Below are 11,614 nucleotides of genomic sequence, written 5' to 3'. Positions count from 1 at the left end.
TAGTTAAATACAAATAGTTAGATGCAGAATGTTAAATAAAAACATTTAAATACAGTAGTTTAGGCGCAATCTGTTAGGTGGAATTAATTAGAGACAAATAGTTAGGTGCAATTTATTAGGTGGGATTAATTTGGGACATATAGTTAGATGCGATTTGTTAGGTGAAATTAATTCGAGACAATTAGTTAGATAGCATTATTAAACTATAAATAGTTAGCGGCAAATTGCGCTAATATCGCACCTTTTTCCTGTCGATTTAGAGTCCTTATCAAAGGCTATTTTAAGTTTTACCATTGAGTGTGTTACTGCTGCAGATAAGTTCACATTTTCAATCACGAAACAGCCTTTCGACTCGCATCTTTTATCAAAACCTATGTGTTCATCACCATGGGATCCTATTCCGTAGCTGTCAATAACGATAAAGGCGGGCGCGTTAAGTAGAATTTGCTCAATAGCATCACTGGTTAGCGCAGTATTCATAACGCCATAGTTTGGCGTGCCGTAACCATTTTGCTCAATGTTTGCGGTAAAAAGTACCAATGCTTTGTCTGCTAACGCTAAAGGCTCTAAATCATCCACTGACGGCATTTCGTGAGTACAATTTATAACAACGACATCGACTTCATACTGTGCTTCTAATGGCTCTGAATCGTAACAATCAATATGAGTACCTATGTGACCAAAAGCGCCGACGGCGTCAGACTGCTTTTTTGCCCATTCATAGGCAGGGTGGCCGCTTTCAATAACAAGGCTTAGCTTTTGTTCATGCATATGTCATCTCTTTAGGATTCATCGCCAACGAGTATTGGGCGGGGGCAACTAATGGGCAATATATAGATTATTATATGATTATATAAGCAGTAGTGTCCTAACTTATGTGTCCTAACTTATGTGTACTAACTTAGAGGTTATGGCTATGCATTGATTACTCTGTTGCAAGCGCCAATGATAAGCAAACTTTAAATTAGACAATAAAAAGCCCCTTAGAATATTAATCCTAAAGGGCCGATTATTGCTCTATGTTGCAAGAGCTGTTTTGCGCTAACAAAACATCAAGGGTAAACGTCCAACGGATTTAGCAAGCAATTGCATACTTAATGCGTCTTTAGTTTTATTGCTGCTAACACTCACCTAAATTGTAGGTATTGATGCTAGCAACAACATAATAGCGTTTAGTACGATTTGTGCATTTCAACAAAGATACGTTTGTAGCTGTTGATTACGCGATCAAATAATTTAGTCATCTTTTAAATCTCCACTCAGTAATAATTTCAAATTAGTAGAGTTGGGGATGTAACTTGAAATCCATTCTGTTCAAGTCCAATCGACCTTCTCTCAACACGGGGCGAATATTAAAGCCTGCCGATGTTTTTCTCAAACGAGTTAAATTAATCTCACGCATTAGCAAAACTAATGAGTGAGATGTGGCTGCCTGCTTTGTTTTTGAACTATTATTTTTATTTGTTGTTTGTATTCAATTGTTTAATTATTTAAATTGAAGCCGTAAGGGTTAAAATATGTATCCCATGGTTTTGTTTTGATCTAATTTTGTTACTTAGGCTAAATTCATTAGCAAAACATGGATTAGGGAATACTATTTTAAAAAAATGTAAAAAAATCCCTAGCAATATTTGGGGTATTGGTCAATACATAAAAGTTGGTAGTTTGCGCTATTGCCCAAAACCCACAGAAAACCCATTAAGGGTGGCAAGTTTGATTGATTTGAATCAAATTTAGATGATATAAAATAGAGGTGTGCACCATTAATTATTTTTATAAGTAACTGTTTTTGCTGATTTTATGATTTTGGTGGGCTTGGTTTATTTGCGCTGTGTCACCCTTTGCTACCTTGGTGTGACAAACGTCTCACTATTGTGGTGCTAAGGCGAAATAAACTAAAAACGAAATTGAGTTACGGTAGTCTTAAAATAACAATTCATTAACCTGTTTTTTTGGGTGCTGCTTTAGATTAATAAATTTATTTCCTGCAATAACACTTTTGTTTTTGAGGAAGTCGACATGACATTTGGATGTACTGGGTAAGGAGTCGCCAATGATTATTGAAGAGGTTGTTGAACTGTCACGGTTACAGTTCGCGCTAACAGCCATGTACCACTTTATATTTGTACCTTTAACCTTAGGTCTAGCGTTTATTTTGGCTATTATGGAATCCGTTTACGTGATGACTAATAACCAAATCTACAAAGACATGACTAAGTTTTGGGGTAAGTTATTCGGAATTAACTTTGCTTTAGGTGTTACCACCGGTTTAGCAATGGAATTCCAGTTCGGTACTAACTGGGCGTATTTCTCACATTATGTGGGTGATATTTTTGGTGCTCCACTGGCGATTGAAGGCTTAATGGCTTTCTTCTTAGAATCTACCTTAGTGGGTATGTTCTTCTTCGGTTGGGATCGCTTTAGTAAGCGTCAACATTTAGCGGTTACTTGGTTAGTTGCTATCGGCTCTAACATGTCAGCTTTATGGATCCTGATTGCTAATGGTTGGATGCAAAACCCAGTAGGGTCAGTGTTTAACTATGAAACAATGCGTATGGAAATGACCAGCTTCGCTGAAGTACTGTTCAACCCTGTTGCGCAAGTTAAGTTTGTTCATACAGTCGCATCAGGTTATGTTGCCGGCGCGATGTTCGTCTTGGCAATTAGTTCTTACTTTATCCTTAAAGGTCGTGATTTACCGTTTGCCCGTCGCTCGTTTGCGATTGCTGCAAGTTTTGGTATGGCGTCAATCCTATCGGTAATGGTACTAGGCGATGAGTCTGGCTATGAAGTAGGTGAAGTACAGCGCGTTAAATTAGCGGCAATTGAAGCGGAATGGCACACTGAGCCAGCACCAGCGGCCTTTACTGCAGTGGGTTTCCCAAATCAAGAAACCATGCACACTGACTACGCGATTAAGATCCCATACGTAATGGGGATCATTGCAACGCGTTCTTTAGATGAGCAAGTGACTGGTATTATCGACTTAATCGACGAGCATGAAATTCGTATCCGTAACGGTATGATTGCTTACTCTTTACTAGAACAACTTCGCGCAGGTAATGAAACAGAGCAAATTCGTGCTGATTTTGAAATGACCAAAGGCGATTTAGGCTATGGTCTACTGCTAAAACGTTACACAGAAAATGTAGTCGATGCGACAGAAGAGCAAATTAAAGCTGCCGCTAAAGACTCTATTCCTAACGTTGCCCCTATGTTCTGGTCATTCCGTATCATGGTTGCGTGTGGCGTGATTATGCTATTGGTATTTGCTGCGGCATTCTGGCAAAGCACCCGTCATAAAATTGAAGAAAAACCATGGGTATTACGTGCAGCGCTATACAGCTTGCCACTACCTTGGATTGCAATTGAATGTGGTTGGTTTGTGGCAGAGTATGGTCGTCAACCTTGGACCATTTCAGAAGTCTTACCGACCTTTATGTCAGCATCAACGCTAACGCCAGGTGATATATGGTTCAGTATCATTTCAATCACTGTGTTCTACTCAATACTATTAGTGATCGAAATGTTCTTAATGTTTAAGTTTGCTCGTCTTGGCCCATCATGCCTTAAGACAGGTAGATATCATTTTGAAAACCAAGATGCTTAATCTGAGGACCTGATTATGTTTGATTATGAAATGCTAAGATTTATCTGGTGGGCTCTGGTTGGCGTATTGCTAGTTGGGTTTGCTGTGACAGATGGTTTTGATATGGGTGTGGGTGCGTTATTACCAATTATTGGTAAAGACGACACTGAGCGCCGTATCATGATTAACTCGATTGCCCCTCATTGGGATGGTAACCAAGTTTGGTTAATTACTGCAGGTGGTGCGTTATTTGCTGCTTGGCCAACAGTATATGCCGTGTCGTTCTCGGGTTTTTATGTGGCAATGATGTTGGTGTTATTCGCCTTATTCCTGCGCCCTGTTGGTTTTGATTACCGCTCAAAAATTGAAGATCCAAAATGGCGTAAGTCGTGGGATTGGGCCTTGTTTGTCGGTGGTTTTGTACCTCCATTAGTTATCGGTGTTGCTTTTGGTAACTTATTACAAGGTGTACCGTTTGAGTTCGATGAATACCTACGTGCAACTTATCAAGGTGGCTTACTAGGCCTACTAAACCCATTTGGTTTATTAGCTGGCTTAATCAGTGCACTTATGATGATGATGCAAGGTGCTTCATGGTTACAAATGAAAACCGAAGGTGAGCTACGTGTTCGCGCTGCTAAAGCATCACAAGTGTGTGGTTTGTTAGTGACAGTGTTGTTTGCTGCTGCGGGTGTTTGGTTAGTAAATGGTATTGACGGTTATGTGGTTACTTCAGTAATCGATACTGCTGGTCCTTCTAATCCAACGGCTAAAACTGTTGCTATAGAAGCAGGCGCATGGTTAGTTAACTATGACAAGTATCCTCTGACTATGCTGTTCCCAGCATTAGGTTTGTTGATGCCAATCTTGGTGATTCTAGCAAGTCGCTTTAACCGAAGTGGTTTTGCATTCTTATTTAGCTCACTAGCTATTGCAGGCATTATCGTGACATGTGGCGCATCAATGTTCCCATTCGTCATGCCTTCATCGCTTGATCCAAATGTGAGCTTAACGATGTGGGATGCAACCGCAAGTGAAATGACCCTTAATGTGATGACTTGGGCGGCGATTATTTTCGTACCGACAGTATTAAGTTACACCATTTGGACTTACTACAAGATGTTTGGTCGCTTAAACCGCGACTTCATTGAAAAGAACAAAGCATCACTTTATTAATTAAGGAGCCATTATGTGGTATTTCGCTTGGATTTTAGGTGTATTACTGGCCTGTGCTTTTGGCATCATTAATGCGCTTTGGCTTGAAAACACTGAAAACTTAGACCGTATTAGCGAGTCTGAAGCTAAAAATAAGTAAGTGTTTTAAGTTGTAAAATATCAAACCCTGCCTAGTGCAGGGTTTTTTATTGTTTAAAATTAGCTGATGGGTGAAATAAGGGAAGCAAGCTTACAAAGGTTGATTGAGTTATCGTTTTTAAAGCGCTTAAATAGACTGGTACTGGGCTGCGGTAATAAACTGACCAAAGCTTTCACACCAAATAATGATGGTGTTGTAAGTTGCGATATCCACCTCTTTTGGTATTGGCACTAAGAAATTGTTGAAGGTTTTGATATCGGCCACTTGCACCATCGTTGATTTTAAACGGTTAAAATCCGCTTCTGTTTCTACAAACTCTTTGGCCAAATACACTTTAAAGTCAGGACCTGGTGACAGCTTGCCATTCAGTGCAATAAATTCATCGCCTAGGGTCACTTTGCCTTCGCCCCAATGCAATGCGTCGCTATCTTTGAGGTTACGGCTGAATTGACCTGTAAAGCGTTGCACTGAGTCAATTGACTGCACTTGCTCGCGACTTGGTGCATCTGGTGCAGTAAGAATAGGTAAGGTATAAATGCCCGCGCCAAAGCCAATGGCGAGTACGAGTGCATGGGTTGAAAGCAGTGCTATAACGGTGCGTTTTTTCATTCTGTACCTGTTCTGTCATTAAAGTGGTAGTTAATCGTAACCTCATTATCAAATAAAGGGGCATGAACTTTACCGTTCATGCCCCATATAACGACCTGAGTTAACAATCTTTTATTACAAACAAATGATTAAATTTTAAAGAAGTTAATCTTGGTTTTTAGCTCTCCTGCTAGCGCTGTTAGCCCGTCAGCGACTTCAACGGTTTCTCCGGCGCGCTCTTGCCCTTCATTGGCAAGGGACGATATCTGATGCAAGTTGCGGGTGATTTCATCAGCAACGGCGCTTTGCTGCTCTGTGGCGCTAGCGATACTGCTAGAGAAAGTGGCAAGTTCACCAATACTGGCTGTGATTTGACTTAACTGCTCACTGGTTTGCATTCCCTGTTTGGCTGAAACACCTTGTCTTTCTCGCTATCACAAATACCTGGGCCGTTATCACTAATGATAAAACCGTTGGCGGTTAGCTCAACGTTAATGGCGGCATTAACGCCTGCGTATTTAGTGGCGTTTTCTAATAGATTATATATGGCCCGAAACAGCAGTGTGGCATCCCTTTGAATAGACAAGCGCAGGTTTTTTTATTGTTTTTTCCTTGTTCTAAATTAGTAGGCTGCTGATTCTCATTATTTCCCCAATAAGGCCCATAACCCACTAGGTGACAGAGGGACTTTTTATTACAATAGTTATTTCGCTACCAGAGAGTTGATATGTCCAATAATGCCGGTGCCGAGATTGCGCTAATCCATTTGTTTGTGCATTTAGTCAATGCGGGTAGTTTTACTCAAGTGGCCAAAGAGCTGCAAATGCCTGTGGCTACCGTAAGCCGCAAAATTTCGAAGCTTGAAGCCCACCTTAATACGCAGCTGATTATGCGTAGTACTCGGCGAATTCGCTTAACAGAAGAAGGCGGGGCATTGTTTGAACGCTATCAAGGGGTGATAGCGCAACTTGATGTGCTAAACCATCCATCGAAAGCGAAGCCCGAAGGTACCCTGCGTTTAGCTACGCCAATTTCTATTACCTCGATGTTGCTGATGGAAGCGATAACCGAGTTTTCTATCGCGTATCCTGATATTCAATTGCACATTAGCCAAAATAACCAGACCATTGATTTAATTGATGAAGGTGTTGATGTCGCCATTGTAGGCGGAGCGCAGCCAGATTCATCTTGGGTGTCTAAGTTATTTGGGGTGCTGCATTATGGTTTGTTTGCCGCGCCTAGTTATTTAGACAAAGCGGCAGCAGTGAGCCATCCTAAGCAGCTAGTTGAGCATAATTTAGTAAAAATGTGGCCGCTGTTTAATTGGGTTTTAATTCATAAACAGTTGGGGGAGTTTTACTATGAGGGCCCGGCAAAACTGACCTTATCGGATATTCACGGCGCGGTGAAAGCAACTGTAGCAGGAGCGGGGGTCATGTATGGTCCCACTAAGTTTGTTGAGCAAGAAGTGGCATCTGGGGCGTTAGTGCCAGTGCTACCTCAGTGGCAGGGTGAGACGCGGCGTATTTCGCTGTTATACCATCAGCGCAGTCATCAGCCACTAAAAGTACAATTGTTTTTAGATTTTATGTTGTCAAAGTCAGCCTCTATATTTGGCTAGCAACTGAACTGTTGCTAGCCAAAAACAGGGTGTAGTTTGTCGATAGATACTTAAACTAAGTAAACATCTAAACTACAAGCCCCATGGGCACCGACGACTAAGGCTTGCTCAATATCGGCTGTCTTTGAAGGGCCTGCAATAAACACCCCAAATGACGGTACAGCACTATTAATTAACTTCATCGCTTGATGCATGTCTTGTACTATGTCATCGGCAGCAATGGTGATAATCAGGTTTTCACAGATAAACGGCGTCACTCGATGGCTTTGGGGTAACGATACCCAAATTGCGCCATTTTCAGCTACTGCTATCTCGCCTTTCAGTACGGTAAAGTCAATGTCTTGCATCGCATGGGCAGTGTCAGGCTGCTGACGGTTGCCGCTGACGCCATCAACCATTGATAACACTTGTTTACCTTGGCTGATCAGCTCATGGGTATAGCTGTTTAAGGCAGCAATACCACCTTGTTGAATCAGTTTACCGGCAACGGCGCTGAGGTTAGTGTTAAATGCACTGACTAAGTCCATATCTCGTAATGGGATATCGATAACTGGCATAGTGGCTGTTGCCACGGCAGATTTTTGCAATGCTGCCAAAATGGTATTTTTACTGGACATATTATTGGCCTCTATTACGTTTAAACCAAGCTTCAAAGCTCGACTTTGGTGCCTGTGGTAATTCGCGGTATTTACCCCAAGCGCCAGAAAATGGCTTTAATAAGCTATGGGGTAAAATACGTAATGATGTTCTTGCCGCGCTCATTGAGCAGTTCATCGCTGTGGTACTACTCATAAATTTACCGACTAATGGCATGTAATGCTTTTTGCCATAAGGTAAGCGGTTTTGCTCGGCTTTAATGCGGCGGTGGCGGGCAATAATTTTATCCAGCGGCACTTGTGTTGGGCAGACAAAGCTACAACTGCCACAGAGAGTACATCCCCAAGGCATAGAGTCCGTTTTGTCGTGCTGCGCGCCTACTGCAATCCCAATAGGGCCAGGGATGGTGTAGTTATAGCTATAACCACCAGAGCGGCGATACACAGGGCAGGTATTTAAACAGCCACCACAACGAATACACTTCAGTGACTCGGCTAAAATACTGTCTTGCATCATTGCGCTGCGGCCATTATCAACAATAATAATGTGCATCTCACCATCTGGCTTTGGCGCGTTGTAGAAAGACGAATAAGAGGTAATAGGTTGGCCAATGGCATTTCTAGCTAAGGTTCTTAATAGTACCCCAGCACTGTCTAAATTGGGCACGACTTTATCAATGCCCATAGAATGCAATTGCAGCGCAGGTAAGTTTGCCCCCATATCAGCATTGCCTTCATTGGTGCACACCATGACGCCACCTTGATCGGCAATGGCCATGTTGACCCCTGTCATTGCCGCATCAGCAGATAAAAATTGCGCTCTTAAATGGGCGCGAGCTGCGCGGGTCAGGTAAGTGGGATCAGACTCACCAGCAGTGGTGCCAAGCTTGTGGTGAAATAGTTCACCCACTTCTTCTTTTTTCATGTGAATAGCAGGCACCACAATATGTGATGGCGGCATACCGGCAAGCTGAATAATGCGCTCACCTAAATCGGTATCAATAACTTCAATGCCGCGCTCTTCAAGGTACGGGTTTAAATGACACTCTTCAGTGAGCATTGACTTTGATTTGACCAGCTTTTTGACATTGTGCTTTGCCAAAATACGATGGGCAATTTCATTATGCTCAGCGGCATCTTTAGCCCAATGAACCTGCACGCCATTTTCAAGGCATTTAGCTTCAAATTGCTCAAGATATTGGCCAAGGTTACTTAAGGTATGCAGTTTAATTTCAGAACCTAATTGGCGTAATTTTTCCCACTCAGGAATTTGCTTTGCAGCGCGATCGCGCTTTTCTCTGAGTAACCATAAGGCTTTTGAATGCCAATCGACGCGAGACTCATCGCGGCAAAAAATGTCGGCCTTTCTAGCGTGAGTCGCTTCAGATGAATGATTGTTTGACATAGCAAAGCCTCCTATAGAACTGAGTTAATGATTTGCGCGATATGGCGAGTTTGGATCGGTAATTGTTGGCGGCGGATCATGCCATCAAGGTGCATTAAACATGATGGGTCAAACCCCACAACAAATTCAGCTTGGGTGGCTGCGTGGGCTTGGGCTTTATCTTTGCCCATTTTTGCCGATACTGCGCCTTCGTCTACGGCAAAGGTGCCGCCAAAGCCGCAGCACTCATCACGGCGATCGGGATAGACAATGGTTAAGCCGTCAATATTTTGCAGCACTGCTTCGACTTTATTAAATTGTCTGCCCATGCTTTCGCTTGGAGTGGCAAGACTCAGCATTCTGATCCCGTGACAGCTCATTTGTAGGCTAACCTTGGTATTCAGAGGTTTCGAAAATTGCTTAATTGGGGCAATGTCATGTAAAAATTCGGTCAGTTCATACAGCTTGCTGATAACCTTTTGGGCTTCTGGGCTATTGTCAAACTCATGGAAATTTTCTTTGGCAGCCACTAAGCAAGATGCAGCAGGGCAAACAATGGCATCACACTCAACATTTTTAAAAGCGTTAAGTAGCTTCATGGTGGTGTTTCTTGCTTCGTTAAAGCAGCCTGAGTTAGTCATCGGTTGGCCGCAGCAAGTTTGACCTGAAGGCAATATCACTTCATGGCCAAGCTTTTCTAATAATTCAAGCGTAGCAACGGCGACTTCTGGCAGCATTTGATTGACGAGACAAGGTATAAACAGTGCAATTTTCATAGCATATTCTCTGTTAAGAATAAGAGTAACTGATAGGTCACAGCGCTAATTAAGGTCATAAAAATAGCGCTGTGACATTTAGGAGGATTAATGTACTGCTTTAAATTTGCAAAAAGTAGAGGTAAAAAAGCAAATGTGCGGGGTTACTTTCTCATAAATGCAATAAGTAATCGATGAGGGTTAGGGCATTGCTAATTAAGTAATTGGTTTTATAGTCGCTTTGCCAAATACCTGATGATTTTACTCTATGATCATTTCTGTTTGGTTTTAACAAGATGACTGTTGTTTAAGTGTCAAAAGTCACTTGCCTTGGTTCATGTGTGCGATTTTGTGTTTATCGCTTATGCTCTTAAGGTATCAACTTGGGATCTTGCTATGAACTACGATGTCTCTTTGCTCGACATAAAACTGTTTTTAATGACGCACCAGTTTGGCAATTTTTCTGAAGTTGCTCGCAGGCTAGATATGACGCCGTCTTCAGTGTCACGCAAAATGAATCAATTAGAAGAGAAGGTCGGTACTAAGTTACTGCACCGTCATACGCGCGCTATTTCATTAACTGAAGAAGGTATTGCTTTTGCTAAGCACAGTGCAGAGATTATCCGTCAGTATGATTTAGTATCTCAGCGGATAGAGCAAAAAGCTGATAGCCCCCGTGGCACTGTTAAAATTAGCGCGCCAGTGGCTTTTGCTCGGTTACATATTTCTCCTTTTTTATCCGAGCTGTTAGAGCTGTATCCACTCTTGAATCTGGAAATACATCAAACCGACAGTTTTATGGACCCCGCCCAAGAGGCCATTGATTTACTGGTGCGCATTGGGGTGCCGCAAAACTCATCAATGCGGATGAAACAATTTGCCACCCAAAACTATGTCATGGCAGCAAGCCCAAGTTATTTAAAATTACATGGTGAGCCTAAAACCCCAGAAGAATTACTCGGGCATAATTGTCTGGTTTTTATTGGCACTAAGGGCTTACAGCGCTGGTTTATTGGTATTGAGCAGCTTGACGCATTTGATGTCAGTGGCTCACTTTACAGTAACAATGCCGATACCTTAGTGTCGGGCGCAGTGGGTGGTAGCGGGATTGTGCTGTTTCCATCTTGGCTTATCAATGAAGAGTTAAAAGCCGGAAAATTGGTCGCCATTATGAAAAATTACCGTGGCTCCACTTCAGCTGAGCAGCAAACCGTAAGTGCTTTATATCTTAATACTGACAAATTAGCCCCCAAGGTGAGGGTGGTGATTGATTTTCTCGCTAAAAAATATGGCAGCCCTTGCTACTGGGATCGCTGATTTCATATCAATGCTTTTGCACAATAATGACTGACTAGTCTTCAGCTAACATTTGACGCGGTTTATTCAGCTTTGTTATGACTTTTCTGGGGGATATTAGTTTGCTGGTGATATTTTTTAGTAAAGGAATAAAAATAAATACCGCTAAACCAACCACCATGATATCGCTCATAAAGACCCCTAAAAGGCTTTTAGCGGGGATCTGTATCAGCTGTAATAACGGCAGCATAAACATCGGCACAATCAAGGTTAATGGAAAAATAACGGCCAATACGTGAAGGTATTGATTCACAGTTTGTTTGGTGAAAATGTTCATTGCAGGACTCCTTAAAATAGATGACAGGAGTTTAGCGAAAATCTTATTACTGATTAAGCCACCTAGCTTACTTACAGTTATGCAGAAATTGCACAGATGAGCTAATTTACCAAGCTATAAACACGAAAACGGC

General features: G+C 42.1%; 13 protein-coding genes. 5 read left to right on the top strand and 8 right to left on the bottom strand.

What is annotated here, in order from left to right; genetic code table 11:
* Positions 1 to 213: 213 nt before the first annotated feature.
* Positions 214 to 771 (bottom strand): hypothetical protein, encoded by a 558-nt coding sequence (locus tag BCU94_RS01540; RefSeq protein ID WP_102475426.1) that lies wholly within the window; start codon positions 769 to 771, stop codon positions 214 to 216.
* Between the two features lie 1,282 nt (positions 772 to 2,053).
* On the opposite strand from BCU94_RS01540, the gene BCU94_RS01535 reads away from it, so the two are divergent.
* The 3 genes from BCU94_RS01535 to cydX are packed head-to-tail and all read left to right on the top strand — an operon-like array spanning position 2,054 to position 4,904.
* Complete coding sequence (locus BCU94_RS01535; RefSeq protein WP_102438741.1) at positions 2,054 to 3,610, top strand: cytochrome ubiquinol oxidase subunit I; 1,557 nt, start codon at positions 2,054 to 2,056, stop codon at positions 3,608 to 3,610.
* 15 nt (positions 3,611 to 3,625) lie between these two features.
* Complete coding sequence (gene cydB, locus BCU94_RS01530; RefSeq protein WP_102438739.1) at positions 3,626 to 4,765, top strand: cytochrome d ubiquinol oxidase subunit II; 1,140 nt, start codon at positions 3,626 to 3,628, stop codon at positions 4,763 to 4,765.
* A gap of 13 nt (positions 4,766 to 4,778) precedes the next feature.
* Positions 4,779 to 4,904 (top strand): cytochrome bd-I oxidase subunit CydX, encoded by a 126-nt coding sequence (gene cydX / locus BCU94_RS01525; RefSeq protein ID WP_102438737.1) that lies wholly within the window; start codon positions 4,779 to 4,781, stop codon positions 4,902 to 4,904.
* 126 nt (positions 4,905 to 5,030) lie between these two features.
* On the opposite strand, the gene BCU94_RS01520 is transcribed toward cydX, so the two are convergent.
* From BCU94_RS01520 to BCU94_RS01510, 3 genes are all read right to left on the bottom strand, one after another.
* A complete protein-coding gene (locus tag BCU94_RS01520; protein WP_102438736.1) occupies positions 5,031 to 5,513 on the bottom strand; it encodes a DM13 domain-containing protein in 483 nt (160 codons plus the stop codon).
* A 128-nt stretch (positions 5,514 to 5,641) separates the two neighbouring features.
* On the bottom strand, positions 5,642 to 5,890 hold the full coding sequence (locus tag BCU94_RS01515; protein ID WP_198590838.1) for a hypothetical protein: 249 nt from the start codon (positions 5,888 to 5,890) through the stop codon (positions 5,642 to 5,644).
* Entirely contained in the window at positions 5,869 to 6,078 is a 210-nt protein-coding gene (locus tag BCU94_RS01510; RefSeq protein ID WP_241903527.1) for an ATP-binding protein, read from the bottom strand. The genes BCU94_RS01515 and BCU94_RS01510 overlap by 22 nt, the downstream gene beginning before the upstream one ends.
* Positions 6,079 to 6,219: 141 nt before the next feature.
* On the opposite strand from BCU94_RS01510, the gene BCU94_RS01505 reads away from it, so the two are divergent.
* Positions 6,220 to 7,113, top strand: a complete 894-nt coding sequence (locus tag BCU94_RS01505) for a LysR family transcriptional regulator (RefSeq protein ID WP_102475425.1) — start codon at positions 6,220 to 6,222, stop codon at positions 7,111 to 7,113.
* A 50-nt stretch (positions 7,114 to 7,163) separates the two neighbouring features.
* Here BCU94_RS01505 and BCU94_RS01500 read toward each other — a convergent pair whose 3' ends face one another.
* The 3 genes from BCU94_RS01500 to BCU94_RS01490 are packed head-to-tail and all read right to left on the bottom strand — an operon-like array spanning position 7,164 to position 9,869.
* The gene (locus BCU94_RS01500) at positions 7,164 to 7,730 is read right to left on the bottom strand and encodes an LUD domain-containing protein (protein WP_102475424.1); all 567 of its coding nucleotides are present in this window, start codon (positions 7,728 to 7,730) and stop codon (positions 7,164 to 7,166) included.
* A gap of 1 nt (position 7,731) precedes the next feature.
* On the bottom strand, positions 7,732 to 9,114 hold the full coding sequence (locus BCU94_RS01495) for a lactate utilization protein B (RefSeq protein WP_102438728.1): 1,383 nt from the start codon (positions 9,112 to 9,114) through the stop codon (positions 7,732 to 7,734).
* 11 nt (positions 9,115 to 9,125) lie between these two features.
* Entirely contained in the window at positions 9,126 to 9,869 is a 744-nt protein-coding gene (locus BCU94_RS01490) for a (Fe-S)-binding protein (RefSeq protein WP_076540150.1), read from the bottom strand.
* A 375-nt stretch (positions 9,870 to 10,244) separates the two neighbouring features.
* Between BCU94_RS01490 and BCU94_RS01485 the strand changes: the two genes are divergently transcribed.
* Positions 10,245 to 11,165, top strand: a complete 921-nt coding sequence (locus BCU94_RS01485; RefSeq protein ID WP_102475423.1) for a LysR family transcriptional regulator — start codon at positions 10,245 to 10,247, stop codon at positions 11,163 to 11,165.
* 34 nt (positions 11,166 to 11,199) lie between these two features.
* On the opposite strand, the gene BCU94_RS01480 is transcribed toward BCU94_RS01485, so the two are convergent.
* Positions 11,200 to 11,481 (bottom strand): hypothetical protein, encoded by a 282-nt coding sequence (locus tag BCU94_RS01480; RefSeq protein WP_102475422.1) that lies wholly within the window; start codon positions 11,479 to 11,481, stop codon positions 11,200 to 11,202.
* Positions 11,482 to 11,614: the final 133 nt, after the last annotated feature.

This window comes from Shewanella sp. 10N.286.52.C2 (genome assembly GCF_002874545.1).
Taxonomy (GTDB): domain Bacteria; phylum Pseudomonadota; class Gammaproteobacteria; order Enterobacterales; family Shewanellaceae; genus Shewanella.
The sequence above is the reverse complement of the archived record's forward strand: the minus strand, read 5'-3'. Positions and strand labels throughout refer to the sequence as shown.